Source organism: Streptomyces sp. NPDC048417 (assembly GCF_040651615.1).
In the GTDB taxonomy this organism is placed as follows: Bacteria; Actinomycetota; Actinomycetes; order Streptomycetales; family Streptomycetaceae; genus Streptomyces.
This window is the reverse complement of sequence record NZ_JBEZKI010000017.1, coordinates 48,398-74,482: the sequence shown is the minus strand read 5'-3', so window position 1 is coordinate 74,482 and position 26,085 is coordinate 48,398. Positions and strand designations below refer to the sequence as shown.

Here is a 26,085-nt window from a genome sequence, read left to right as displayed (position 1 = left end):
GCGGTGCCGTTCAAAGGGCCTCCAGCGCATCCCTGAGCCTCTTCAGCAGCGCGATGTCGGGGTCGGTGACCGGGGGGAGCCGGGGTGGGGCGGCCGTGGTGCGCCTCGGGGCGAGGAGTCCGGCCGCCGCCAGCCGCCGTATGTCCACCAGCGTGTGGAAGGCCGGCCGGCCCAGCTCCCGGGCGATCTCCGGGGCCGTGCGGACGCCGTCCACCCGGTCCAGGACCGCCCGCTGGCGCTGGGTGACCGGCGGTGCCGCGACCGGGTCGGCGCGGATCAGCGGGGTGCCGTCCGTCGACGGGTCGGGCCAGATCCGGTACAGCAGCTCGCGGCGGCGCAGGGTCTCGCGCTCCAGGGCGGTGACGGGGACCGCCGGGAGCGGGCCGGCGGCGGCCGGGGTGCCGTAGCGGAACCGGCCAGGGGTACTGCTGGGCGCGAGCGCGAAGTACCCGGCGTCGTACAGCGCGCCGAGCCGGCACAGTTCCAGAGCGCCTTTCGGCAGCAGGCCGGCGTCGAGCAGCCGGTGCACCGCGGCGGGTATGTCCTCGGTCCACGGCCAGACCGCCGCGTCGAGCGTGCCGTGGGCCGTGAGGAGCACGTCGAGGCCGGGTGCGAGGGGGCTCTCGGCGTGCACCACGCGGCCCTCGGCCAGGTGCAGGGTGCCGTGCTCGCGGACCAGGACACCGGTGGCCCGCTCCTCGGCGAGGCGTATCAGCATCGGCGAGAGCGCGCCGGCCGCCCCGTCGTGCGGGGCGGTCCGGTCCCGGACCGGCAGCGGCGGAGGTATGTCGACCACGGTCATCCCAGCACCAGCCGCTCGGCCATCTCGCCGAGCCGGATCCGGGCGAGGGCGAGATTGCCGTCCTCGCGGGCCAGCCACAGATGCAGGAACACCGTGGCGTCGAAGGAGGTGACCACGAACCGCAGCAGGTGGTAGCTGTCCCGGTTGCTGACGATCAGGTCCTCCACCGGGGGGCTCACCTCGGTGTCGTCCTCGGTGCTGAACGCCCCGTGCTCGGCGGCGAGCCGGGCCAGTTCGGCGGCCTCCGCCGCGGTGGTCTCGTGGTCACCGCCGGGCGCCTCCCCGACCGTGCCCAGGGCCAGCCCGCTCGTCCAGTCGACCAACGCGGCCCCCCGGGCACCGGGCAGTCGCATCGCTTCCAGTAAGCACTCGTCGATTCCGGGCACCGTGGCTCCCCTCCCACCGCCTGGCTCTCCGGTTGAGTGACGCAGACACTACGCAACGTGTGCGACGGGAGGGATGCGTTTGGCATTTTCCAGTGGAACATGCTTGCGGCAGACTAGTGTTGGTCAACTGGGCTGCTTTTCACGCCAGTTGATCCCTCTGTCCTGGGTGTCTCAACGGCTTCCGGTGGTGCGCGGGGTGGTGAGCGCGTCGGCGTGCGCCCCTCCGGAATCGGCCACGATCTCCGCGACGGTCTGCGGATCCCGTACGACGGCGAACGCCACGCCCCCGGCGCCGTCCGGTCCGAAGCCGTAAACCCCGGGCCGAACCAGGGAGTTGTAGGAGTAGTGGGTGCCGAAGTAGTACGCCCCGGTGTCCAGCGCGGCCGCGTAGTCGCCCTGCTCCAGCGGCGGCAGTGCGCGCCCCTCGGCGAGCAGGTCGCCCGTGAAACAGGCCGGCCCCGCCACGTCCTGCACCACCGCCGGGCCCTCCTTGGGCCGTCCCTTGGCGTCGTACGCGGCGATCCTGAGCGGCCAGGTCCCCGGCACGTACACCGTCCGCGCCGCCACCTGTACGCCCGCGTGCGTCACCGCGATCCGTCGCCCGCCGGAGCTCTTGGCGTACTCCACCCGGGCCACCACCGTCCCGTACCGGGCCAGCAGCGACCGCCCGAACTCCGTCACCAGCCCGTACCGCCCGTCGAACAGCCCCGGCACCGCCTCCGCGAGCAGCCGCGCGTACTGCGCGTACGTCGGCTCCGTCGTCTCCGACGCGAAGTTGACCGACAGCCCGCCGCCGATGTCGAGGGTGTCGATCTGCCGCCGCCCGATCCGCGCGTTGATCTCCTCGGCCAGCGCGTACGTCTCCGCCACGCCGCGCGCCAGCAGCGACAGCGAGATCCCCTGTGAACCGATGTGCGCGTGCAGTCGCGTCAGCCACGGCCGCTCCGTGAACGCCCGTACGACCCACTCCCGCGCCCCCTCGTCCCGCAGCCCCACCCCGAACTTCGAGGTCGCCGTCGCGGTGGAGGTGGCGCCGATGCTCCCGGCCCCGATCTGCGGGTTCACCCGGATCCCGAGCGGCGAGCGGGGGAGGCCGCCGCCGGGTACGTCGTCGGTCACCAGTGCGTCGATCCTGGCCAGCTCCTGGGGGTTGTCCGCGTTCACGGCGATGCCCAGCGCCAGCGCCTCGCGCAGCTCCGCCTCGGTCTTCGCGGGCGCGTCGAACACCGTCCGCTCCACCGGTACCCCGGCCGCCCGCGCCAGCGCCAGCTCGCCAGCGCTGGCCACCTCGGCGCCGATGCCCTCCCCGGCCAGCAGCCGCAACACCGGCACCAGCGGGTTCGCCTTCACCGCGAAGGCGTGCAGTATCGCGGCACCGGGCGCCGCGACCGCCTCGAACGCCTGGCGCAGCGCCGCCGCCGAGGCACGGATGCCGGTCACGTCCAGCAGGCCTACGATCGGCGCGTCCGGCCCCAGCAGTCCCTGCTCCACCGCCGCCCGCACGGCGTCGTCCCGCCGCACCACCCGCTCACGGTCGTCCATGCGACCGCCCCTGCCCACTCCGCCGCCCACTCCGCCGCCCGCTCCGTCGCTCGCTTCGATCTCCGCTTCGATCTCCGCTTCGTTGTCCGCCACGACACCCCCCGACATGTCGTCGTCCGCACCCTTAAGGCCCATAAGTCCAGCCAAACATCCGGAACGCGGCCGCGCTGGCGGACCAATGTATTGACTAGTTCTATTCAGCGGGCCAGGATGTGAATAACCGAATAACCGCAGGAACACTTCACTGGCCGTCATTCGCTAGGAGGCAGACCATGTCAGGACCCCGCCCCGTACGAGCACCGCGCGGTACGGAACTGAGCGCCCTGGGATGGCAGCAGGAAGCCGCCCTGCGGATGCTGCAGAACAACCTGGACCCCGAGGTCGCCGAGCACCCCGACAAGCTGGTCGTCTACGGCGGCACCGGCAAGGCCGCCCGCGACTGGCGCTCCTTCGACGCCATGGTCCGCACGCTGCGCACCCTCAAGCAGGACGAGACCATGCTGGTCCAGTCCGGCCGCCCGGTCGGCGTGATGCAGACCCACGAGTGGGCGCCGCGCGTCCTCATCGCCAACTCCAACCTGGTCGGCGACTGGGCCAACTGGGAGGAGTTCCGCCGTCTGGAGGCCCTCGGCCTGACCATGTACGGCCAGATGACCGCCGGCTCCTGGATCTACATCGGCACCCAGGGCATCCTCCAGGGCACCTACGAGACCTTCGCCGCCGTCGCCGCGAAGAAGTTCAACGGCACCCTCGCCGGGACCATCACCCTCACCGCCGGCCTCGGCGGCATGGGCGGCGCCCAGCCCCTCGCCGTCACCATGAACGACGGCGTCGTGATCTGTATCGACGTCGACCCGCGCGCCATCGAGCGCCGGATCGAGCACCGCTACCTCGACGTGAAGGCCGACTCGCTCGACCACGCGCTCCAGCTGGCCACCGAGGCCCGCGACGCCCGCCGCCCGCTCTCCATCGGCGTCCTCGGCAACGCGGCCGAGCTGGTCCCGCAGCTGCTCGCGATGAACGCGCCCATCGACATCGTCACCGACCAGACCTCGGCGCACGACCCGCTGGCCTACCTGCCGGTGGGTGTCGCCTTCGAGGACATGGCGGACGCGGCGGCCAAGGACCCGGCGGGCTTCACGACCCGCGCCCGTGAGTCCATGGCCAAGCACGTCGAGGCCATGGTCGGTTTCATGGACGCCGGCGCCGAGGTCTTCGACTACGGCAACTCCATCCGCGGCGAGGCGCAGCTGGCGGGCTACGAGCGGGCGTTCGCCTTCCCCGGCTTCGTCCCGGCGTACATCCGCCCCCTCTTCTCCGAGGGCAAGGGCCCCTTCCGCTGGGCCGCCCTGTCCGGTGAGGCCTCCGACATCCACAAGACCGACAAGGCGATCCTCGACCTCTTCCCCGAGGCTGAATCTATTCAAAACGCGTCCCTGCACCGCTGGATCAAGCTGGCCGGTGAGCGGGTCCACTTCCAGGGCCTGCCGGCGCGTATCTGCTGGCTCGGTTACGGCGAGCGGGACAAGGCCGGCGAGCGGTTCAACGACATGGTGGCGAGCGGCGAGCTGGCGGCGCCGCTGGCGATCGGCCGCGACCACCTCGACTGCGGCTCCGTGGCCTCGCCCTACCGCGAGACGGAGGCCATGCTGGACGGGTCCGACGCGATCGCCGACTGGCCGCTGCTGAACGCCATGGTGAACGTGGCGTCGGGTGCGTCCTGGGTCTCCATCCACCACGGCGGTGGGGTGGGGATGGGGCGGTCCATCCACGCGGGGCAGGTGACGGTGGCCGACGGTACGAAGCTCTCCGGCGAGAAGATCCGCCGGGTACTGACGAACGACCCCGGGATGGGCGTGATCCGGCACGTGGACGCGGGGTACGACATCGCGGAGTCGGTGGCGGACGAGCGGGGTGTCCGCGTCCCGATGCGTGAAGGTGAGTCCGCGTGACGAAGCGCGGGGACTCTCCGGTGGGGGCCGAGGTCTCGTCGCCGGGTGCGGGTGCGGGTGCGGGTGCGGGTGCGGGTGCGGCTGTGCCCACCCGTTCCGCCCTGCGGAACGACTGCCCACAGCGTGAAGCGGCACAGCCTGTAGCGGCACAGCCTGTAGCGGCGCGGCCTGCAGCGGCACGGCCTGTACAGCCGGTGAGTGGTGGTGGCTCCTTCCATTCCATGTGGCGGGAGCTGCTCCCCGTCGGCCGGCACCCCGACTCCGGTGGATACCGGCGTTTCGCCTGGACCGCGGCCGATGCCGAGTGCCGCGCCTGGTTCAAGGAGCAGGCCGAGGCGCGTGGGCTGACGTACGAGGTCGACCGGAACGGGAACCAGTGGGCCTGGCTGGGGGATCCCGCCGCCGGGGACGCCGTCGTCACCGGGTCGCACCTGGACTCCGTGCCGGACGGCGGGGCCTTCGACGGCCCCCTCGGTGTCGTGTCGTCGTTCGCCGCGCTCGACGAACTCCGCCGCAGGGGAGCGAAGCTCACGAGGCCCCTGGCCATCGTCAACTTCGGTGACGAGGAGGGCGCCCGGTTCGGGCTGGCCTGTGTCGGGTCACGGCTCACCGCCGGGCAGCTCAGCGTCGAGCAGGCGCACCGGCTGACCGACGGGGACGGGGTCACCCTGCCGCGGGCCATGGAGGCCGCCGGCCACGACCCCGACGCCATCGGTGCCGACCCCGAGCGGCTCGCCCGCATCGGCGCCTTCGTCGAACTGCACGTCGAACAGGGCCGGGCGCTGGACCTGTCCGGTGACCGGGTCGGTATCGCCAGCGCCATCTGGCCGCACGGCCGCTGGCGCTTCGACTTCCGCGGCGAGGCCAACCACGCCGGCACCACCCGGCTGGCCGACCGGCGCGACCCCATGCTGTCGTACGCCGAGACCGTGCTCGCCGCCCGCCGCGAGGCCGAACTCGCCGGTGCCGTCGCCACCTTCGGCAAGATCGCCGTCGAGCCGAACGGCGTCAACGCCATCCCCTCCCTGGTGCGCGGCTGGCTCGACTCCCGCGCCGCCGACCAGGCCACCCTCGACACCGTCGTCGGCGGCATCGAGAAGGCGGCCCGGGAGTACGCGGAGGCGCACGGCATCGACCTGGACGTGGTCCGCGAGTCGTTCACGCCGATCGTCGAGTTCGATCACGCCCTGCGGGACGAACTCGGGCGCGTTCTCGGCCGCGACACCGGTCTCACCGTGCCCGTCCTGGGCACCGGTGCCGGACACGATGCCGGGATCCTCTCCGGGAGCATCCCGACCGCCATGCTGTTCGTGCGCAACCCCACCGGTGTCTCGCACTCCCCGGCCGAGTTCGCGGCCGAGGACGACTGCGTGGCCGGGGTGAGCGCGCTCGCCGACGTACTGGAAGGGCTGGCCTGCGGGTGACGACACGGACGACGTACTGGTTGGAGTACGCCTGGCTGGACACGTATGTCGAGCCCGGTGTCGCCGTGGAGGTGGCGGACGGCCGGATCACCGCCGTCCGGACGGACACCCCCACCCCGCCGCCGGGGGCCGAGATCCTCAGCGGTCTCACCCTCCCCGGCCTGGCCAACGCCCACTCGCACGCCTTCCACCGCGCCCTGCGCGGCACCGTCCAGGTCGGCTCCGGGACCTTCTGGACCTGGCGCGAGCTGATGTACTCCTTCGCCGACCGGCTGACCCCGGAGACCTACCACGCGCTCGCCCGCGCGGTGTACGCCGAGATGGCGCTGGCGGGCACCGCCTGCGTCGGCGAGTTCCACTACGTCCATCACGCCCCCGGCGGCACCCCGTACGCCGACCCCAACGCCATGGGCGAGGCGCTGATCGCGGCCGCCGCCGACGCCGGTGTCCGCATCACCCTCCTCGACACCGCCTACCTCTCCGCAGGCTTCGGGGAGCCGCCCAACGCCCACCAGGCACGCTTCTCCGACGGCAGCGCGGAGGCCTGGGCCGAACGCTGTTCAGTTCTCAAGGAACGGGATCACGCGCGGATCGGGGCGGCCATCCACTCCGTACGGGCCGTGCCTGCCGGCCAGCTGGCGACCGTGGCCCACTGGGCCGAGGAGCGGCGGGCCCCGCTCCATGTGCACCTGTCCGAGCAGACCGCGGAGAACGACGCCTGCCTGGCCGCCCACGGCCGCACTCCCACCCGCCTGCTCGCCGACCACGGCGTCCTCGGCCCGCGCACGACGGGCGTCCACAACACCCACCTCACCGACGAGGACATCGCCCTGCTCGGCGGGTCCGGCACCGGCACCTGTATGTGCCCGACCACCGAGCGGGACCTGGCCGACGGCATCGGACCGGCCGTCGCCCTCCAGCGGGCGGGCTCGCCGCTCTCCCTCGGCTCCGACAGCCACGCCGTCATCGACCTGTTCGAAGAGGCGCGCGCGATGGAACTGAACGAGCGGCTGCGCACCCGCACCCGGGGCCACTGGACGGCCGCGGCCCTGCTGCGCGCCGCCTCCGCCGACGGCCACGCCGCCCTCGGCTGGGAGGACGCCGGCACCATCGAGACCGGCATGCTCGCCGACCTGACGACGATCGCGCTCGACTCGGTCAGAACGGCAGGGCCGCTGCCCCGGCTGGGCGCCGAGACGGCCGTATTCGCGGCGACGGCAGCGGACGTACGGCACACGGTCGTGGGCGGGCGGCACGTCGTACGAGACGGTGTGCACACCCTCGTACCCGATGCGCCGCAAGCCCTCGCGCGGGCCGTCGAAGCCCTCCGCGCCTGACGACCACCCACGAGGACACCATGAGCAGCAGCACCGTCATCACCAACATCGCCACGCTGGTCACCAACGACCCCTCCCTCGGTGACAACTCCCCTCTCGGTCTGATCCAGGACGCGGCCGTCGTCATCGACGGCGACCGTGTCGTGTGGACCGGTGAATCCAGCAAAGCACCCGCCACTGACAACCGGGTCGACGCGGGCGGCCGGGCGGTGCTGCCGGGCTTCGTGGACTCCCACTCCCACCTGGTCTTCGCGGGCGACCGCACCCAGGAGTTCAACGCCCGGATGTCCGGCCGGTCCTACACGGCGGGCGGCATCCGCACCACCGTCGCCGCCACCCGCGCCGCGACCGACGCGGAGCTGGAGGCGAACCTCACCCACTACCTCGCCGAGGCCCTCCGCCAGGGCACCACCACCTTCGAGACGAAGTCGGGCTACGGCCTGACGGTCGAGGACGAGGCGAGGGCCCTGCGCATCGCCGCCGCCCACACCGACGAGGTGACCTACCTCGGCGCCCACATCGTCTCCCCGGACTACGCCGACGACCCGGCCGCCTACGTCTCCCTGGTCACCGGCGAGATGCTCGACGCGTGTGCCCCGTACGCCCGTTGGGTCGACGTCTTCTGCGAGAAGGGCGCCTTCGACGGCGACCAGGCCCGCGCGATCCTCACGGCGGGCAAGGCGAAGGGCCTGACCCCGCGCGTCCACGCCAACCAGCTCTCCTACGGCCCCGGCGTCCAGCTGGCCGTCGAACTGGACGCGGCGAGCGCCGACCACTGCACCCACCTCACGGACGCGGACGTGGACGCCCTCGCGAACAGCGCGACGGTGGCCACCCTCCTCCCGGGCGCCGAATTCTCCACCCGGGCCGAGTGGCCGGACGCCCGCCGCCTCCTGGACGCGGGTGTGACCGTGGCCCTCTCCACGGACTGCAACCCGGGCTCCTCCTTCACGTCCTCCGTCCCCTTCTGCATCGCCCTGGCCGTCCGGGACATGCGCATGACCCCGGACGAGGCGGTGTGGTCGGCGACGGCGGGCGGCGCGCGGGCCCTGAGGAGGGACGACATCGGCCGGCTCAGCCTCGGCGCCCGTGCCGACCTGACCCTGCTGGACGCCCCCAGCCACGTCCACCTCGCCTACCGGCCGGGGGTTCCGCTGGTGGCCGGGGTGTGGCGCGGGGGCGTCCGAGCCGTCGGCTGAGCCGGCTCGCCCCGGCCCGCCGACGCTGGGCCGTGCCGTCGTGCACCGGCTCCAGGGAGAGGTGGTCGTCGCCGTTCGGGCTGCGGGCCGTCTCGATGGCGATCTCCTGCCCCGGACCGTCGCGCGCCCCTTCGGGCCGGCACGGCCGGGTGCCCGTCCTTGCTGACGTACCGGCCGGTTCGGGGTGTGGGCTGGGCGCGAGGGAGGCCTTTGGCGAGAAGAGGCGGGCGGGGCGGGTGACGGGGGTGTGTCCGGCATACGGCTGCGGGCGCGCGGGAGCGACCGGCTCCCGCGCGCCCGCAGTCGTACGACCCCGGCGGCCGCTTCTGTCACTCGTCCAGCGTCAGCGCCTTGCGCAGCTGCACCAGCGTCCGGGACAGCAGCCGGGACACGTGCATCTGCGAGATGCCGAGTTCCTCGCCGATCTCCGACTGGGTCATGCCGGCGACGAAGCGCAGCGAGAGGATCTTGCGGTCCCTGGAGGGGAGCTCGGCGATCAGCGGCTTCAGGGACTCGATGTACTCGATGCCCTCGAGGCCGTGGTCCTCGTAGCCGATGCGGTCCGCCAGAGCGCCCTCGGACTCGTCCTCGTCCGGCTGTGCGTCCAGGGAGGAGGCCGTGTACGCGTTGGAGGCGGCCATGCCCTCGACGACCTCGTCGTTCGAGAGGCCGAGGCGCTCCGCGAGTTCCGCGACCGTGGGGGCGCGGTCCAGCTTCTGCGCCAGCTCGTCGCCCGCCTTGGCGAGGTCGAGACGCAGCTCCTGGAGGCGGCGCGGGACCCGTACCGACCACGACGTGTCGCGGAAGAAGCGCTTGATCTCGCCGATGATGGTTGGCATCGCGAACGTGGGGAACTCGACGCCCCGGGAGAGTTCGAAGCGGTCGATCGCCTTGATCAGGCCGATCGTGCCGACCTGGATGATGTCCTCCATCGGCTCGCTGCGGGAGCGGAACCGGGAGGCGGCGAACTTGACGAGCGCGAGGTTCAGTTCGACGAGCGTGTTGCGTACGTACGAGTACTCGTGCGTGCCTTCCTCCAGCGACTCCAGCCGCTGGAAGAGGGTCTTGGACAGGGCTCGCGCGTCGACCGCGTCGACCTCGTCGTACGGGGGGATCTCAGGGAGGCCGAGCTCCGTGGTGAGTCCCTCGATGGCATCCAGTTGTTCCGGTGGGGGTGTCGACGTCGCCGTCCGGGTATGCGATGCGTCGAGCCGGGGTGACATGGTGTCCTCCATCGTTCTCGGCATAAGGCTGCCGAAGCCGTGCGTGCACTGCGGAGTGCGGCGCCTCCAAAGCCGGCCGTGTCGGTTTTCGTGTCCCTACTAGCCCTACCCGCTCCGGCGAGCCACTCGCAAGTCCGTTCTATTGGCATTTGTCCGATTGTGAGAGGTTGTTCGGGTGTCGGAGTGCGTGGAGAAGGCGTAATGTTCGAGGGCGCCGACACGGCGTTCGGCAGACTTCGGTGGGCATCGTCAGACAACGGTCAGACGGTGGTAAAAGCGGTCACGACCTCGGGAGAGAGACGGCAATGGACCACGGGACGGTCGGCAGCGCACAGTCGGGCCGGCTGCTGGTGGAAGTGCGGGAAGAGGGCCCCAGCGCCGTCGTGATTCCGGCGGGTGAGCTCGATCACCACACCGCCGATCTGCTGCGCGAGCCGCTCGACGATCTCCTCGACAAAGGCTTCTCACGCCTTGTCGTCGACTGTTCACGCCTCGAGTTCTGCGACTCCACCGGGCTGAACGTGCTGCTCGGCACCCGGCTGCGGGCCGAGGCCGCCGGAGGCGGGGTGCACCTCGCCGGGATGCTGCCTGTCGTCGCCCGGGTGTTCGAGATCACGGGGGCCGAGGCGGTCTTCACCGTCCATGACTCCGTCGAGGCGGCTCTGGTCGACGAACCCGGCGAACCCGGCGAAACCGACAGCGAGAGCTGAGTCCCGGCCCGGTGTTCGCAACCAGGGGGTGTCCCGGCGGATCGCCCGGGCAGGAGACATTCTGGATCTGTCGGCGACCTACCCGGCCCCGGTTGAGTAGGTCATCCCGACAGGCCCGTACGAACTGCAGCAACGCGAATTTGTGAATCGTTAACCGGTGAAACGGTGAGGTGAAGCGCTGATGAGCACCACCCGGCCTTACCCGCCGGGCGACCGCGGCCCGGAGACCAGCGGCGTCTCCGGGGTGTCCGAGGGGGCGGCGTCCGACGTGCCGTCCGACTCGTCGGGGGGTCGTCAGGTCCGCAGGCTGCGCCTTGTCGGCGAGAGCGGGGTCGTCCCGCTGGCTCGCGACTTCGCCCGGCAGGCGCTGTACGCGTGGGGCTGGCTGCCCGCCGCGTCCGCCGATCGCAGGGCCGCCGCGGAGGATGTGCTGCTCGTCGTCTCCGAGCTCGTCACCAACGCGTGCCTGCATGCGGAGGGGCCGGACGAGTTGTTCCTGGCCTGCGACAACAAGGTGATCCGGGTGGAGGTGTCCGACCGGGGGGCCGGGCAGCCGGCGCCGCGGACTCCGCATCGGGCGGGGCGGCCGGGCGGCCACGGGATGTTCATCGTGCAGCGGCTGTGCCTGGACTGGGGGGTTGTCCGGGCGTCCGGGGAGGCCGGGAAGACCGTCTGGGCCGAGCTGGGGGCGCCGGCGTAAGAGCGGGCGCCGCCGTATGCCCAAGAGGATGCGGCGCCGTGTCGGACGGCGGCTGCGGGGTGTCGCCGGTTGCTCGCGCCCACGCGGCGGAGCCGCAAAGCGATGGAGCCCCGCGCCCCTCACGGGGCACTCACACTTCCGCCACTCCCTTTCTCTTCCCTCCTCATGAGCCCCGGCGTACCTTGACGGCCGAATCTGATACCTCGTCAGTAGCGAATGGGGTGGACCGACCGTGTCGTCGTACCCGAAACGCACCGCCGTGCTCGCGTCCGCCGCAGCCCTGGCCGGCTCGGCGGTGCTGCTCACCGCCCCGGCGGCGCACGCCACCGTCGTCGACGTCAACTACGCCTGCAAGACGCCGATCGGCAACAAGAGCGCCGTCTCCCCGATCGACATCAAGGGTGTCCGGAGCGGCAGCGGCTACAAGATCACGATGTCCTGGCAGAAGGGGGTCTCCTCCAGCCCCGTCGAACTCGGCAAGGGCGCGATGAACCCGAGCGCCACCATCAAGCTCGGCGGCGCCGACAGCGGGACCCTGAACGTGACCGGCTCGCCCAACGGGGCCGCGATACCCGCCAACACCCCCATCAAGATCAATGACCTGAGCGGCACCTACACCCCGAAGAAGACCGGCAAGGTGACGTTCACGGCGGGCACGCTCACCATCAAGGCGCTCGGCACGACGACGACCTGCAACCCCACCAACAACCCCGGCCCGTCCCTGACTCTGGACGTGAGCGCCGCGAGCGGGGGCGGCTCCACCGGCTCGACCGGCTCCGACTCGTCGTCCGGCGGCACCGGCGCCGACTCCGGGGGCACTCTCCCGAAGACCGGCCCCGAGGACTCGTTCGTCGCGCTCGGCACCCTCGGCGGCACCGTGCTGCTCGCGGGCGCGGCCGGCGCCCTCTGGCTGACCCGGCGGAACCAGCCCGTACGCCGCTGACCCCGAGGGTCCGACCGCTGGAGCCGCCCATGCCGTCCGCCCAGTCCGCCACCCGTGTGCTCGGCCTCGCCGTGCTGACCCTGCTCGCCACCGCCCCGCGCGCCGCGGCGGCCGGGGACTGGTCACTCGCGCCCGCGGGCGGCGGCCGCCCGTCCTTCTACGCCGAGGGCGCCCCCGGGGCGGTCCTCCAGGACACCGTGTCGGTGACCAACCGCGGCGGGCACCCGGTCACGGTACGGCTGTCCGGCACCGGCGTCCCCGTCGCCTTCGCCGGGCCGAGCGTCCGCGTGCCCGCGCGCACCCGGGCCGACGTCCCCTTCACGGTGACCGTCCCGAGCGGCGCCGCCCCCGGTGACCGCCCCGGCACGCTCGTCGCGAAGGACGCCGACGGCCGCACCGCCACCGTCCGCGTCCGGCTGCGCGTCGGCGGCCCCACCCTGACCGCGCTGACCGTCGAACATGTCGCCGTCCACGGCGACCGCATCACGTACGAGCTGGTCAACCGGGGGACGACCGTCCTCGTACCGAAGCTCGCGGTGCACGCGGAGGGGGTTTTCGGCCGGGACCTCCTTGACCGGCCCCCGCGCACCCTCCCGGTCCGCCTCGCCCCGGGCAGCCGCACCGAACTCAGCGAGCCCTGGCCCGGCCACCCAGCCCTCGACGCGGTCGACGTCCGGCTGACGGCGACGGCGGCGGGCGGCGCGCACGACACGGCGGGCGCCCGCGCGCGGTTCGTGCCCTGGGGCGCGGTCGCGGGGACCGCGGGCGCGCTGGCGGCGGGCGCCGCCGTGACGGTCGTACGACTGCGCAGGCGCCGTGCCGGCCAGGCGACGGCCGAACCCCTGTCCATGGAGGCCGAGTTGACGGGAGCGGCGCGGTGAGAGCGCGTGCGATGGCGATATCGACGGTGCTGGCGGTGGTGTTCGCGCTGCTTCTGACGCCCCTGGCCACGGCCGCCGACGGACCGGCTGTCAAGGTCTCCGAGCCGCAGGCCGGCACCGGCGGATCGGTCACCGTGAGCGGCACCGGCTGGCGGCCGCACACCCTGCTGATGATGCTGATCTGCGGCCAGGCCACCCCGGCCCGGGGCGTGATCGGCGGCACCAACTCCTGCGCCAACGCCGACGGACGCGCCGTCACCACCGACGCGAAGGGCGGTTTCAGTAAGCAGCTCCCGGTCGCCGAGCCGCCGGTGCCCTGCCCCTGCGTGGTGCACGTGGCGACCGTGACCGGCGCGAAGGCCGACGCGGACGCCGTCTTCCAGGTCGCCGGGCACCCCGTGAAGGCGCTGCCCGCCGAGCCCACCGGCGGCCGCCTCTCGATGCTCACCGACACCCGCCTCGACGGCTCCTCCGGCCTGCTGACCTGGTTCGGCGCACCCCCCTCCCGCACCCTCGTCTTCACCATCGGCAACGCGGGCTCCACCACCCTCAAGGACCCCGTCTTCCAAGTCGGCACCGCACACGGCGTGTTCGCCCCCCAGTGGGACGAGCAGCAGTGGCGCGGCACCCTGGCGCCCGGCAAGAAGGCGCAGATCAAACTGCCCGTCGAACTCTCCGCCGGGGCGCACGGCGACTACACCGTCTCCCTCCGGTACGACGGCAAGGTCCTCGCCGAGCAGCCCTGGGGTGTCGGCCGCCCCTGGGGCGTGACCCTGTTCTGGCTCCTGCTCTGCGTGGTCGTTCCGGCCGCCGTCTTCCGCATCGGCATGGCGGTGGTGGACCGGATACGACCGCCCCGCGCGGGCGGCATCCGCCACCGGGGCGTGCACCGCCCGACCCTCCGGCGGCCGCGCCCGCGCGCGCCGGAGCCCGCGCCCGACACGACCTCGACCCTGCCGTGGTTCACCCCGGACAACGATCCGGGCACGGCGGCCGGTCGGCTCTCCGCACCGCACGACGACAGTTCCACGAGTCCCACGACTCCCACCAGGAAGGGAACCACGTGACCATGCGAAGGAGAGTGACACCGGTCAGAGCGGGTGCGGCGGCGGCCGCGCTGGTCCTCGGCGGGGCCGGCCTGCTGCTGGGCGCGGCCGCCGGGACCGCGCAGGCGGCCGAGGTGTCGTTCGCGACCCACTGCGTACCGCCCGCCGGGGTCGCCGACCCCGTCGACGGGACCACCAAGGTGGAGATCACCGCGCCCGCCACCGCGAAGGTCGGCGACACGGTCGACATCACCTGGAAGTTCGTGCAGGCCGCGTCCAAGAACCCGGACATCATCGACCTGCCCGCCAACTCGGTCCAGCCGTCCGGCACGCTCAAGGCGGCCGGCGCCCAGACCGCCGACATCGCCCTGCAGGGGCCGCGCGAGAACCCGGCGATCCCCAAGGGCGGCGACATGGTGCTGTCCGACATGACGGGCACGCTGAAACTGACCTCACCCGGCGCGGTGACGCTCACCCCGGACGCGTACAAGGTCAACGCGTTCGGGACGGACACCGTGTGCACCCCCTCGGAGACCGTGCAGAAGGCGGCGACGATCGAGGTGACCGGCAGCGGTTCGAGCGACTCGGCGACACCGACCGACACCGGCTCGGCCTCCCCGTCCCCCTCGGACTCGGCGTCGGAGTCCGCCTCCGCCTCCCCGTCCGACTCGGCCTCCGCGTCCGCCTCCGCCTCCGACGGCACGGGCACCGGCCAGACCGACTTCACGGGCAAGGAGGTCGACGTCCCCTACGCCTGCAAGACGCCCATCGGCGACAAGAACGCGACCTCGCCGGTGCAGATCAACGCCAAGAAGAACGGCGGGAGTTTCGACCTCACCGTGCAGTTCAACGGGTCCGTGATGGACAGCCCCGCGGACATCCCGGCGGACTCGGTGAAGCCGTCGATGGAGGTGGTCCTGGGCGGCGCCGACAAGGGCACGGTCCATGTGGAGGGCCCCACCAACTCCTCCGCGATCAAGTCCGGCGACCCGATCGAGATCCCGGACCTGACGGGCACGTACAAGCCGGGGGCGAGCGGCGAGTCGACGCTGTCGCCGGGTGTGCTCACGGTCAACGCCCTCGGTACGACGACCACGTGCACACCGACCAAGTCGGAGGTCTCCCTGACCCTGGACACGACCGAGCAGGCGAGCGGGGCGTCGGGGGGTTCGTCGACGTCGGGCGGTTCGTCGGGCGGTTCGAGCAGCAGCGGCGGACTGGCGGAGACGGGAGACAGCAGCAATGGCGCAGTGAAGGCACTTGGACTGGTGGCGGGTACCGCGATCCTCCTGGGCGGCGCTGTGTTCACCTTCATGCCTCGAAAGAGGACGAGGTGATCCACCGCCGTTAGGGGCGCGGGGCTGTATGCGACATGCGGCTCGGCCGCGTGGGCGCGAGCAACCCCCACGAACCGTTGGCCGAGACACGACGAGGGCCACCCCATTCCAAAGAATGCGGTGGCCCTCTGTCAGAAGACGATCAGTGAACGTTGCCCATGAGCTCCCGGACCTTCTTCCGGTACATCCACACCGCCGCACCGGCGAGCACCGCCAGCACCGCCTGGAACGCCACGATCCCCGTCTTGTTGAGGTCGACGCCCGCGATGGACAGCAGACCGGTGGTCGCGTCGCCCGCGGTGACCGCCAGGAACCACACGCCCATCATCTGGGACGCGTACTTCGCCGGAGCCATCTTGGTCGTCACGGACAGACCCACCGGAGAGAGCATCAGCTCACCCACGGTCTGCACGAAGTAGATGCCGACCAGCCACATCGCCGCGGCCTTGTGACCGCCGTCCGCGATCGACAGCGGAGCCAGGAACAGGAAGAACGACGCACCGATCAGCACCAGACCACCGGCGAACTTCACGGCCGTGCTCGGCTCCTTGCCGCGCCGCGCCATCGCCAGCCACGCCCAGGCGAAGACCGGCGCGAACGCCATGATCATGACCGGGTTGACGGACTGGTACCAGGAGACCGGGAACTCCCAGCCGAAGACGGTGTTCCGCGCGGAGGCCTCGGCGAACAGGGAGACCGTCGAGCCGCCCTGGTCGTAGATCATCCAGAAGACCGCGGCGGCCACGAAGAACCAGATGTACGCGCTCATCTTGGACTGCTCGGCGCGGTCCAGGTCCTTGTCGCGCTTGATGCGGGCGATGACGACGACCGGGATCAGCAGACCGGCGATCGTGATCGGGACCAGCAGCCAGTTCAGCGTGTAGACGCCGGAGACACCCACGACGACGTAGAAGACCACGGCGACGGCGGCCCACAGACCGGCCTTCGTGAGCGTCGCCTTCTTCTCCGCGGCGGACAGCGGCGTCGGGACGATGTCCGAACGCGAGCTCAGGTGGCGCGTGCCGAGCAGGAACTGGGCCAGACCCAGCGCCATGCCGAGCGCGGCCAGCGCGAAGCCGAGGTGCCAGTTGTAGTTCTCGCCGACCGTGCCGATGACCAGCGGCGCGGCGAAGGCACCCAGGTTGATGCCGATGTAGAAGAGCGTGAAGCCACCGTCACGGCGCGGGTCGTCCGGACCGCCGTACAGGTGACCGACCATCGTGGAGATGTTGGCCTTCAGCAGACCTGAGCCTATGGCGACCAGGCCGAGGCCCGCGAAGAACGTGCCGGAGCTGGGCAGCGCCAGCGTCAGGTGGCCGAGCATGATGATCGCGCCCGCGACGGCGACCGTCTTACGGGGGCCGAGGACACGGTCGGCGAACCAGCCGCCGGGCAGGGTGAGCAGGTACACGAGCGACAGATACACCGAGTAGATCGCCGTCGCCGTGGCCGCGCTCATGTGCAGGCCGCCGGGAGCGACCAGGTACAGCGGGAGCAGGGCCTTCATGCCGTAGTAGGAGAAACGCTCCCACATCTCGGTCATGAAGAGAGTGGCCAGTCCGCGGGGGTGGCCGAAGAAGGTCTTATCGGAACCGGGGGTGCCCGGTCGGACCGAGTCCTTCGTCAGGCTGGACGCCATTGGTCGTTCCTTGCTGGTCGGGACGCGCGGTGGGGCTGTGCGCGCCCGTGGGGGGAGCGGCCGGCACCGGCGGGTCGGACCGTCCACCCCACGCCCAGGGGGAGTCCGCCCCGGATCACGGAGCGGCGGACGGCGACCACCGGGATCCACGCCCCGTGACGCTGTGTCGCGTCCGGAGCCCGGCCAGAGGTCATTCCTTTCGAGGCCGGCATTGGCCGACCCGCACACAAAAGAGACCTTCAGTGTCAAGAAGCCCACCAAAGGTCCCCGGGTGTACTACAGGCGTTCACGTCACTGTACGTCAGGACACCGGCGTATATGGAAGGACTTGAGACGCGGATCACAGGTGTCGGGGGAACCGTGTGCCCGCATTCGAAGGCCCCTCTACGGTCTCACCTCTCGCTCACAGGTTCGTACCACTGTGCCCCAAGGTAAGAATCCCTGGTGCCGATCACACCCCGGCACAGCGCGTAATCGGACTACCATCACCTCATGACCCGTGTACTGCTCGCCGAGGACGACGCGTCCATTTCGGAGCCGCTGGCCCGCGCACTGCGCCGGGAAGGTTACGAGGTCGAGGTGCGCGAGGACGGACCCACCGCGCTCGACGCCGGAATGCAGGGCGGCATCGACCTGGTCGTGCTGGACCTCGGGCTGCCCGGCATGGACGGCCTGGAGGTGGCGCGCCGACTGCGTGCCGAGGGCCACGCCGTACCCATCCTCATCCTCACCGCGCGGGCCGACGAGGTGGACACCGTCGTCGGCCTGGACGCGGGTGCCGACGACTACGTCACCAAGCCGTTCCGGCTCGCCGAACTGCTCGCCCGGGTACGGGCGCTGCTCCGCCGCGGCGCCGCGGAGCCCGCGCAGCCGCCGGCCACGCACGGGGTGCGGATCGACGTCGAGTCGCACCGGGCGTGGATGGGGGACGAGGAACTCCAGCTCACCGCCAAGGAGTTCGACCTGCTGCGGGTGCTGGTGCGGGACGCCGGGCGGGTGGTTACTCGTGACCAGTTGATGCGGGAGGTCTGGGACACGACGTGGTGGTCGTCGACCAAGACGCTCGACATGCACATCTCGTGGCTGCGCAAGAAGCTCGGCGACGATGCGGCGAACCCGCGGTACATCGCTACGGTGCGTGGTGTGGGCTTCCGGTTCGAGAAGAGCTGAGTGCGGATCGCCCTGGGTACCTCACGCTGCGCGACTGACCGTCGTGGGTGGCTGGTCGCGCCCACGCGGCGGAGCCGCACATGTCAGCGTCCCGCGCCCCTGACGGGGCGCTGAAGTCGCCCCTCGGAGAATCCTGTGCGTCGTCGTCTGATCCAGTCCACCCTCGCTGTCGTACTGGTCGTGATCGCGGTCTTCGGCGTGTCTCTCGTGATCGTCGAGTCGCGGACCATCAGCAACAGTGCCCAGGAACGCGTCGACTCCGAGGCGCTCCGCCTCGCCAGCATCGTCGACAGCCGCATCCTCGGGGACGAGGACGTCACCGCCGAGATACTGCACAGCCAGGTCGGCAAGGACCAGTACGCCGTCATCCGGATCCCGGGCAAGGCGCCGATCGAGCTCGGCATCAAGCCCGAGGGTGACGTCATCCACTACACCGTCGACGGCGAGGAAGGCGAGACGGTCACCGTCCAGGAGCCGCGCTCCACGGTGACCCGGGAGGTCGGCCGGACGCTGCTGATCATCGGAGCCGTCGCGCTGCTCGCCGTGATCGCCGCCGTGCTGCTGGCCATCCGGCAGGCCAACCGGCTCGCCTCCCCGCTCACCGACCTCGCCGAGACCGCCGAGCGGCTCGGCTCCGGCGACCCGCGCCCCCGGCACAAGCGGTACGGCGTTCCGGAGCTGGACCGGGTCGCCGACGTGCTGGACTCCTCCGCCGAGCGGATCGGGCGGATGCTCACCGCCGAGCGGCGGCTGGCCGCCGACGCCTCCCACCAGCTGCGCACCCCGCTGACCGCGCTGTCCATGCGGCTCGAGGAGATCACCCTCACCGACGACCCGGACACCGTGAAGGAGGAGGCGAACGTGGCGTTGACGCAGGTGGAGCGGCTGACCGATGTCGTGGAGCGGCTGCTGACGAACTCCCGCGACCCGCGCACCGGCTCCGCCGTCACCTTCGACCTCGACGAGGTCATCCAGCAGCAGCTCGCCGAGTGGCGGCCCGCCTACCGCAGCTCGGGCCGGGCGATCGTCAGCTCCGGCAAGCGGCATCTGCGGGCGGTGGGCACGCCGGGCGCCGTCGCCCAGGTGCTGGCCGCACTGATCGAGAACTCGCTGATGCACGGCGGCGGCACGGTCGCCCTGCGCACCAGGGTCACCGGCAACCAGGCGGTCGTCGAGGTGACCGACGAGGGCGCCGGGGTGCCCGCCGACCTCGGCAACCGCATCTTCGAGCGCACCATCAGCGGCCGTAACTCCACCGGGATCGGGCTCGCCGTCGCCCGCGACCTCGCGGAGGCCGACGGCGGCCGCCTGGAACTGCTCCAGGCCCAGCCGCCGGTGTTCGGCCTGTTCCTGTCCCGCACCCCGCCGGCCCACAAGCCGCCGGACGACGACCGGCCGACGGTCCGCTAGAAGGACTCAGAAGACCCGCTGCGTGGGCTTGGGCTCCGCGGAGTCGGCGGCCTGCTCCAGGATCGCCTCCGCGTCGGCGACCGTCTCACGGGCCGGCAGCGCCTTGAACACCCAGGAGCGGTACGACCAGAAGCGGAACAGCGTCGCCACGCCGATGCCGACGAACTTGAAGACGTTGCTCTGCAGCGGGCTGTCCCAGCCGAAGCCGTAGGTAGCCAGATACAGCAGACCGTTCTCGATCACCAGGCCGACCGCGCTGAACAGCAGGAACAGGGTGAGTTCCTTGGTGCGGCCGCCCTTGTCACGGTCCCGGTACGTCCAGTAGCGGAAGCCGAGGTAGTTGAAGACAATGGCGACGACGGTGGCTATCACGCTCGCCCGCACCACCGGAAGCTCGGTGAGGTGCCGGACCAGGTTGAAGACGCCGAGATTGACGAGAATGCCGGCACCGCCGACCGCGCCGAATTTGGCGACCTCGCGCACGAGCCGTTGCAGCCCCGAGGAACCACCTTCCATGGTTGTGAGGGCTCCCGTCCGTAGGCATTGGCGACCCAGCCACTCTAACGACCCAGTATGTCCCACGCCCGTGGATGGCGACACAGGTCGGAAACGGCTTGGAAAGAACACCGGAAAAGCGGGGCAAGAGGCGGTGAAGCGTCAGGTAAGTGCCCTGGTCGCAGGCGCGGAAACCGGCCACCGTGGCGCGGCCGATACTCTGGGGGCGTGACGTTCCCGGTAGTCGGCATGGTCGGCGGGGGCCAGCTCGCGCGTATGACGCACGAAGCGGGCATCCCGTTGGGCATCAGGTTCAAGCTCCTCAGTGACACCCCTCAGGATTCCGCGGCCCAGGTGGTGAGCGATGTCGTCATCGGCGACTACCGCGACCTGGAGACACTGCGCGCGTTCGCGCGCGGCTGCGATGTGATCACCTTCGATCACGAGCATGTGCCCACCGAGCATCTGCGGGCCCTGGAGGCGGACGGCATCCCCGTGCGCCCCGGTCCCGACGCTCTGGTGCACGCCCAGGACAAGGGCGTGATGCGGGCCAAGCTCGACGCGATCGGCATCCCCTGCCCGCGCCACCGGATCGTGGCCGACCCGGAGGACGTGGTCCGGTTCGCGTCCGAGGGCGACGGCTTCCCGGTCGTCCTCAAGACGGTCCGCGGCGGCTACGACGGCAAGGGCGTCTGGGTCGTGGAGACCGCCGAGGAGGCCAGCGACCCGTTCCGCGCCGGCGTGCCCGTCCTCGCCGAGGAGAAGGTCGACTACGTCCGCGAGCTGGCCGCCAACGTCGTACGCTCCCCGCACGGCCAGGCCGTCGCCTACCCGGTGGTCGAGTCCCAGCAGGTGAACGGCGTCTGTGACACGGTCATCGCCCCCGCCCCCGACCTGGACGAGGCCCTCGCCCTGCGGGCCGAGGAGATGGCGCTGCGGATCGCCAAGGAACTGGGCGTGGTCGGCCATCTGGCCGTCGAACTGTTCCAGACCCGCGACGGCCGCATCCTCGTCAACGAACTGGCGATGCGCCCGCACAACTCCGGCCACTGGAGTCAGGACGGCGCGATCACCAGCCAGTTCGCCAACCATGTGCGGGCGGTTCTCGACCTGCCCCTGGGCGACCCGCGGCCCCGCGCCAGGTGGACGGTCATGGTCAACGTCCTCGGCGGGGACTACCCCGACATGTACTCCGCGTACCTGCACTGCATGGCCCGCGACCCCAAACTGAAGATCCACATGTACGGCAAGGACGTGAAGCCCGGCCGCAAGGTCGGACACGTCAACACCTACGGCGACGACCTGGACGACGTTCTCGAACGCGCACGTCACGCTGCCGGCTACCTGAGAGGCACGATCACCGAATGAGCCCTGTTGTTGGCATCGTCATGGGTTCGGACTCCGACTGGCCCGTCATGGAGGCCGCCGCCAAGGCCCTGGACGAGTTCGAGATCGGGTACGAGGTCGACGTCGTCTCCGCGCACCGCATGCCGCGCGAGATGGTGACGTACGGCGAGCAGGCGGCGGAGCGCGGTCTGAAGGTGATCATCGCGGGTGCCGGGGGAGCGGCCCACCTCCCGGGCATGCTCGCCTCCGTCACCCCCCTCCCGGTCATCGGCGTCCCGGTCCCGCTGAAGTACCTCGACGGCATGGACAGCCTGCTGTCGATCGTGCAGATGCCGGCCGGTGTCCCGGTCGCCACGGTCTCGGTCGCCGGCGCCCGCAACGCGGGCCTGCTGGCCGCCCGTATCCTGGCCACGCACGACGAGGACCTGCTGGCCCGGATGCGGGACTTCCAGCAGGAGCTCAACGACCAGGCGACCGAGAAGGGCAAGCGCCTGCGGTCGAAGGTCGAGGGCGGCTCGAACGGCTTCGGCTTCGGCAAGTAGGACACCGGGAAGCAATACGCAATGACCTCATCCGACGAAGCCCGGTCCCTGCTGCGCGAGTTCCCGGTCGTCGACGGCCACAACGACCTGCCCTACGCACTGCGCGAGCAGGTCCGCTACGACCTCGACGCCCGTGACATCGCCGGCCACCAGAACGCGCACCTGCACACCGACATCCCGCGCCTGCGCGAGGGCGGGGTGGGCGCCCAGTTCTGGTCGGTGTACGTCCGCTCGGACCTGCCGGGCGCGGTCCCGGCGACCCTCGAACAGATCGACTGCGTACGGCAGCTGATCGCCCGTTACCCGGCCGACCTGCGGGCCGCGCTGACCGCCTCCGACATGGAGGCGGCGCGCGCCGAGGGCCGGATCGCCTCCCTGATGGGCGCGGAGGGCGGCCACTCCATCGACAACTCGCTGGGCACCCTGCGCGGTCTGTACGAGCTGGGCGTGCGCTACATGACGCTCACCCACAACGACAACAACGACTGGGCGGACTCGGCGACCGACAAGCCGAACGTGGACGGGCTGTCGGCCTTCGGCCGCGAGGTCGTCCGGGAGATGAACCGGCTGGGCATGCTGGTGGACCTCTCCCACGTGGCGGCGACGACCATGCGCGCCGCCCTCGACACCACCACCGCCCCGGTGATCTTCTCCCACTCCTCCTCCCGGGCCGTCTGCGACCACCCCCGCAACATCCCGGACGACGTCCTCGAACGCCTCCCCGGCAACGGCGGTGTCGCGATGGTGACGTTCGTACCGAAGTTCGTGCTCCAGGCGGCGGTCGACTGGACGGCGGCGGCCGACGACAACATGCGCGCGCACGGCTTCCACCACCTCGACACCACCGAGGACGCGATGAAGGTCCACCGGGCCTTCGAGGAGACCCACCCCCGCCCGGTCGCGACGACCGCCACGGTCGCCGACCACCTCGACCACATGCGCGAGACCGCCGGCATCGACCACATCGGCATCGGCGGCGACTACGACGGCACGGCCTTCACCCCCGACGGCCTGAACGACGTCTCCGGCTACCCCAACCTGATCGCCGAACTCCTCGACCGCGGCTGGTCCCGCCCCGACCTGGCCAAGCTCACCTGGCAGAACGCGGTCCGCGTCCTGGGCGCGGCGGAGGACGTGGCCCGGGACCTCCAGGGGACGCGGGGGCCGTCGAACGCGACCATCTCCCAGCTGGACGGCTGACCGGCGAGACGGGACGGGGCGACCGGGTGCGACCGTCGGCCCCGCCCGGTCCGCCCCGGTGCGCCCCGGTCCCGGCGGTCACAGGCTCCGTCACCCGCGCCGTGCGGGCGGCCGTACCCCCGAACGCCCCGTCCACCAGGAACCCTCCCGGGCGGGCGTGCGACGGTGGGCTACAGCCCCATCACGACGTAGCTCACGACGACGTACGGAGCCCGCAATGGCCGACCTCCACGACGTTCCCACCACGACCGAGGTCGGCGAGGACGACAGCCTCCTGGGCGACCCGTTCCCGGTGGTGTCCCACGCCGAGTTCCTGGAACAGGCCCATGTCGTGCTGGCCGCGCACCCGGTCGCGGACGGCTACAGCGGGCTGCCGCGGGCGCTCGGGCCGCTGCCCTGGTACGACCTGGAACTGGGCGAGGCGGCCGTGGACACGGACGTACCCAGGCTGCGCGAGGGGCACGTGGGCGCGCTGTTCTGGTCGCTGGACCTGCCGGAGGAGGAACGCGGCGAACGGGCCGTGGGGGCCACCCTGGAACAGCTGGACCTGGCGCGCCGGGTGGTGGGCAGGCACCCGGAGGGGATCCGGCTGGTGCGCACCGCCGGGCAGATCATCGACGCCCGCCACTGCGGCCGGGTCGCCGTGGTGCTCGGCCCCGCCTCCGCCGCCGCCGTCGACGACTCCCTCGGCATCCTGCGCGTCCTGAACTCCCTCGGCCTGCGCGTGCTCTCCCTGGCCGGGGCCGCCTGGGCGGACCGCGAGGGGCTGACCCGGTTCGGCGAGGAGGTGATCCGGGAGATGAACCGGCTCGGCGTGCTCGCCGACCTGTCCGGCGCCCCGGAGCCGGTCCTCGCCCGGGTGCTCGCCCTGTCCAAGACGCCGGTCCTGTGCACCCGCTCCGCCGCCGCGGCCGTACGCCCGCACCCCGCCAACCTCTCCGACGCGCTGCTCGTGCAGCTGGGCGAGCAGCAGGGCCTGTGCATGGTGCCGCTGACCACCGAGCAGTCCGGGCCGGCCGTCCCGGACGTCGCCGACCACCTCGACCACGTCCGGATCGTGGCCGGCCCCGAGTGCGTCGCCCTGTCCGGCAGCTACGACACCGGAGCCGCCCACCCCCGCGACCTCGCCGACACCTCCCGCTATCCGCACCTGATCGCCGAACTGCTCCGACGAGGCTGGTCCGAGACCGAGCTGTCCATGCTGACCTGGGAAAACGTCCAGCGAGTGCTACGCAGCGCCGACTTCACCGCCCGCGCGGCCCAACGCCGCCGCGAGCCGACCCCCGCCAGTCCGACCGACCCGGAGGCGTGAGCCCGCCCGGTCGGCCGGTCCGGACCGCGTGATCAGGGGATCCGGCACAGGCAGAAGGGATGACCGGCCGGATCGGCGTACACCTGGAAGTCCTTCTTCTCCCGGTCCTCCAGATCCAGCGGGCGCGCCCCCAGCGCCAGCACCTTCTCGTGCGCCGCGTCGACCTCCTCCCAGGTCGACCCCGCGTCGAAGTCGAGATGGAACTGCTGGGGGTTGCGGTCGGCCCGCGGCCACTCGGGCGGCGTGTACCCCGCCACCCGCTGGAAGCCCAGCCGCGGTCCCTCCGGTACCCGCAGGACGACCCAGTCGTCGTCCTCGGCCACCGGGGTACCCCCGCCCACGGCGGCGTAGAAGCGGGCCAGTGCGAGCGGGTCGGGACAGTCGATCACCACGTTGCGCAGACGGGCGACGATCGCCATGAGTCCTCCCTCGTCAGCAGGCACAGAGACAGAACGGGTGCCCCGCCGGGTCGGCGTAGACCCGGAAGCTGCGCGCCCTGTCCGCCGCGTCCAGCGGCTTCGCGCCCAACTCCAGCACCCCCTTCTCGGCCGCGTCCAGATCGTCCACCACCAGATCCAGGTGGAACTGCTGGGAATCGTCGGGCGCGGGCCACTTCGGCGGGACGAGGCCGGGCGCCTTCTGGAAGGCCAGCGCCTGCCCGCCGGGCACCACCAGGTCCACCCACTCCTCGTCCCCCTCGACGCTGCCGCCGAGCACCGCCGCGTAGAAACCGGCGAGCGCGGAGGGGTCGGGACAGTCCAGGACGACGACACCGAGCTTGGCGAGAGCCATGACTTCCTCCTCGAAGTCCGAGTTGCCTGTTGCCGGCCACCCGTCACCTGTTACCTGTAGAGCCGGGTAACCAGTCACCGTTACCGCATGCTCCCCTAGTGGAGGTAACCTCGCAAGGTGATTCGGGAGGTAGCTTGCAGGGATGAGTGAGAGATCGCCCGCGCCGGGCGGCCTGGCCCTGGTCGAGGCCCTGGTGAACACGCTGGACATCGAGTCGGGCGCCGACGCGCTCGACACGCCGGACGGCAGGGCGCGCCTCGGCATCACGGAGGCCGGACTCCCGCTCGCGCGCGCCCTGCGCGAGTCGCTGCGCGCCACACTCCTCGCCCACGCCGGCCACCCCCCGCACCGCCAGGTGACCCCGCTCGGAGAACTGCTGGCCGACGCCCCCCTGCACATCGCCGTGGACCCGGCCGACGGCTCGGCCACCCTCGCCCCCGCGGACGAGGGTCCACTCCTGTCCCGCGTCGCGGCGGCGGTCGCCGGCGCCCTGGTCGAGGGCACCTGGACCCGCCTCAAGGCCTGCGAGGCCGACACCTGCCACTGGGCGTACTACGACCGCAGCCCGGCGGGACGCGGCCGCTGGTGCTCGATGCAGGTGTGCGGGGCGCGCGCGAAGATGCGCCGGTACCGGGCCAAGGACAAGTAAGGCACAGGCAGTTCACCGGCCACACCTGTGCCGCGTGGTGCAGAATG

Annotated in this window: 25 protein-coding genes; 17 read left to right on the top strand and 8 right to left on the bottom strand. The window is 71.6% G+C overall.

Translation table 11 applies throughout. From position 1 onward, the window contains the following. Positions 1-10 precede the first annotated feature (10 nt). The 3 genes from AB0D59_RS26275 to AB0D59_RS26265 all read right to left on the bottom strand — a co-directional run bounded on the left by AB0D59_RS26275 (position 11) and on the right by AB0D59_RS26265 (position 2,730). A complete protein-coding gene (locus AB0D59_RS26275) occupies positions 11-802 on the bottom strand; it encodes a transcriptional regulator (RefSeq protein WP_362569935.1) in 792 nt (263 codons plus the stop codon). Beyond that, positions 799-1,188, bottom strand: coding sequence for a hypothetical protein (locus tag AB0D59_RS26270; protein WP_089102296.1), 390 nt, complete (start codon positions 1,186-1,188; stop codon positions 799-801). The genes AB0D59_RS26275 and AB0D59_RS26270 overlap by 4 nt, the downstream gene beginning before the upstream one ends. Positions 1,189-1,359: 171 nt before the next feature. After that, positions 1,360-2,730 (bottom strand): diaminopimelate decarboxylase, encoded by a 1,371-nt coding sequence (locus AB0D59_RS26265; RefSeq protein ID WP_362570329.1) that lies wholly within the window; start codon positions 2,728-2,730, stop codon positions 1,360-1,362. Positions 2,731-3,002: 272 nt separating this feature from the next. Between AB0D59_RS26265 and hutU the strand changes: the two genes are divergently transcribed. The 4 genes from hutU to hutI all read left to right on the top strand — a co-directional run bounded on the left by hutU (position 3,003) and on the right by hutI (position 8,642). After that, on the top strand, positions 3,003-4,682 hold the full coding sequence (hutU, locus tag AB0D59_RS26260) for a urocanate hydratase (protein ID WP_362569932.1): 1,680 nt from the start codon (positions 3,003-3,005) through the stop codon (positions 4,680-4,682). 221 nt (positions 4,683-4,903) lie between these two features. Next, complete coding sequence (locus AB0D59_RS26255; RefSeq protein WP_362569929.1) at positions 4,904-6,106, top strand: allantoate amidohydrolase; 1,203 nt, start codon at positions 4,904-4,906, stop codon at positions 6,104-6,106. Next, positions 6,097-7,443 (top strand): formimidoylglutamate deiminase, encoded by a 1,347-nt coding sequence (locus AB0D59_RS26250; protein ID WP_362570326.1) that lies wholly within the window; start codon positions 6,097-6,099, stop codon positions 7,441-7,443. The genes AB0D59_RS26255 and AB0D59_RS26250 overlap by 10 nt, the downstream gene beginning before the upstream one ends. A 20-nt stretch (positions 7,444-7,463) precedes the next feature. After that, the gene (gene hutI / locus AB0D59_RS26245; RefSeq protein ID WP_362569926.1) at positions 7,464-8,642 is read left to right on the top strand and encodes an imidazolonepropionase; all 1,179 of its coding nucleotides are present in this window, start codon (positions 7,464-7,466) and stop codon (positions 8,640-8,642) included. A gap of 329 nt (positions 8,643-8,971) precedes the next feature. Here hutI and AB0D59_RS26240 read toward each other — a convergent pair whose 3' ends face one another. Beyond that, the gene (locus AB0D59_RS26240) at positions 8,972-9,865 is read right to left on the bottom strand and encodes an RNA polymerase sigma factor SigF (RefSeq protein ID WP_362570323.1); all 894 of its coding nucleotides are present in this window, start codon (positions 9,863-9,865) and stop codon (positions 8,972-8,974) included. A gap of 305 nt (positions 9,866-10,170) precedes the next feature. Here AB0D59_RS26240 and AB0D59_RS26235 point away from each other — a divergent pair, with 305 nt between their 5' ends. The 6 genes from AB0D59_RS26235 (at position 10,171) to AB0D59_RS26210 (ending at position 15,482) form a co-directional block, all read left to right on the top strand. Further along, positions 10,171-10,575 (top strand): STAS domain-containing protein, encoded by a 405-nt coding sequence (locus AB0D59_RS26235; RefSeq protein WP_362569923.1) that lies wholly within the window; start codon positions 10,171-10,173, stop codon positions 10,573-10,575. A 181-nt stretch (positions 10,576-10,756) separates the two neighbouring features. After that, positions 10,757-11,275, top strand: a complete 519-nt coding sequence (locus AB0D59_RS26230; RefSeq protein WP_362569920.1) for an ATP-binding protein — start codon at positions 10,757-10,759, stop codon at positions 11,273-11,275. Positions 11,276-11,507: 232 nt separating this feature from the next. Further along, a complete protein-coding gene (locus AB0D59_RS26225) occupies positions 11,508-12,218 on the top strand; it encodes an LPXTG cell wall anchor domain-containing protein (RefSeq protein WP_362569917.1) in 711 nt (236 codons plus the stop codon). Between the two features lie 29 nt (positions 12,219-12,247). Continuing rightward, a complete protein-coding gene (locus AB0D59_RS26220) occupies positions 12,248-13,099 on the top strand; it encodes a hypothetical protein (RefSeq protein WP_362569915.1) in 852 nt (283 codons plus the stop codon). A gap of 11 nt (positions 13,100-13,110) precedes the next feature. Continuing rightward, positions 13,111-14,166 (top strand): hypothetical protein, encoded by a 1,056-nt coding sequence (locus tag AB0D59_RS26215; protein WP_362570320.1) that lies wholly within the window; start codon positions 13,111-13,113, stop codon positions 14,164-14,166. A gap of 2 nt (positions 14,167-14,168) precedes the next feature. After that, on the top strand, positions 14,169-15,482 hold the full coding sequence (locus AB0D59_RS26210; protein WP_362569912.1) for a hypothetical protein: 1,314 nt from the start codon (positions 14,169-14,171) through the stop codon (positions 15,480-15,482). A 142-nt stretch (positions 15,483-15,624) separates the two neighbouring features. Here AB0D59_RS26210 and AB0D59_RS26205 read toward each other — a convergent pair whose 3' ends face one another. After that, positions 15,625-17,121 (bottom strand): oligopeptide:H+ symporter, encoded by a 1,497-nt coding sequence (locus AB0D59_RS26205; protein WP_362569909.1) that lies wholly within the window; start codon positions 17,119-17,121, stop codon positions 15,625-15,627. A gap of 492 nt (positions 17,122-17,613) precedes the next feature. On the opposite strand from AB0D59_RS26205, the gene AB0D59_RS26200 reads away from it, so the two are divergent. After that, entirely contained in the window at positions 17,614-18,291 is a 678-nt protein-coding gene (locus AB0D59_RS26200) for a response regulator transcription factor (RefSeq protein WP_007382513.1), read from the top strand. Positions 18,292-18,426: 135 nt separating this feature from the next. After that, the gene (locus AB0D59_RS26195) at positions 18,427-19,701 is read left to right on the top strand and encodes an ATP-binding protein (protein ID WP_362569906.1); all 1,275 of its coding nucleotides are present in this window, start codon (positions 18,427-18,429) and stop codon (positions 19,699-19,701) included. A 6-nt stretch (positions 19,702-19,707) separates the two neighbouring features. On the opposite strand, the gene AB0D59_RS26190 is transcribed toward AB0D59_RS26195, so the two are convergent. Then, entirely contained in the window at positions 19,708-20,217 is a 510-nt protein-coding gene (locus AB0D59_RS26190) for a GtrA family protein (protein WP_362569903.1), read from the bottom strand. A 207-nt stretch (positions 20,218-20,424) separates the two neighbouring features. On the opposite strand from AB0D59_RS26190, the gene AB0D59_RS26185 reads away from it, so the two are divergent. The 4 genes from AB0D59_RS26185 (at position 20,425) to AB0D59_RS26170 (ending at position 24,597) form a co-directional block, all read left to right on the top strand. Next, positions 20,425-21,564: a 5-(carboxyamino)imidazole ribonucleotide synthase gene (locus AB0D59_RS26185; protein WP_362569900.1), complete on the top strand. Its 1,140-nt coding sequence runs from the start codon at positions 20,425-20,427 to the stop codon at positions 21,562-21,564. Beyond that, the gene (purE, locus tag AB0D59_RS26180; RefSeq protein ID WP_362569897.1) at positions 21,561-22,085 is read left to right on the top strand and encodes a 5-(carboxyamino)imidazole ribonucleotide mutase; all 525 of its coding nucleotides are present in this window, start codon (positions 21,561-21,563) and stop codon (positions 22,083-22,085) included. Before AB0D59_RS26185 ends, purE begins: the two co-directional genes overlap by 4 nt. 21 nt (positions 22,086-22,106) lie before the next feature. Beyond that, the gene (locus AB0D59_RS26175) at positions 22,107-23,285 is read left to right on the top strand and encodes a dipeptidase (protein WP_362569894.1); all 1,179 of its coding nucleotides are present in this window, start codon (positions 22,107-22,109) and stop codon (positions 23,283-23,285) included. A 217-nt stretch (positions 23,286-23,502) separates the two neighbouring features. Next, positions 23,503-24,597 (top strand): dipeptidase, encoded by a 1,095-nt coding sequence (locus AB0D59_RS26170; protein WP_362569891.1) that lies wholly within the window; start codon positions 23,503-23,505, stop codon positions 24,595-24,597. A 32-nt stretch (positions 24,598-24,629) separates the two neighbouring features. Here AB0D59_RS26170 and AB0D59_RS26165 read toward each other — a convergent pair whose 3' ends face one another. Together AB0D59_RS26165 and AB0D59_RS26160 are read right to left on the bottom strand one after the other, a co-directional pair. Then, positions 24,630-25,016 carry a VOC family protein gene (locus AB0D59_RS26165; protein WP_362569888.1) on the bottom strand — a complete coding sequence of 129 codons (387 nt, stop codon included), beginning with the start codon at positions 25,014-25,016 and terminating at the stop codon, positions 24,630-24,632. A gap of 13 nt (positions 25,017-25,029) precedes the next feature. Then, positions 25,030-25,389 carry a VOC family protein gene (locus AB0D59_RS26160; RefSeq protein ID WP_362569885.1) on the bottom strand — a complete coding sequence of 120 codons (360 nt, stop codon included), beginning with the start codon at positions 25,387-25,389 and terminating at the stop codon, positions 25,030-25,032. Between the two features lie 142 nt (positions 25,390-25,531). On the opposite strand from AB0D59_RS26160, the gene AB0D59_RS26155 reads away from it, so the two are divergent. Next, the gene (locus AB0D59_RS26155) at positions 25,532-26,038 is read left to right on the top strand and encodes a CGNR zinc finger domain-containing protein (RefSeq protein WP_362569882.1); all 507 of its coding nucleotides are present in this window, start codon (positions 25,532-25,534) and stop codon (positions 26,036-26,038) included. The last annotated feature ends 47 nt before the right edge of the window (positions 26,039-26,085 follow it).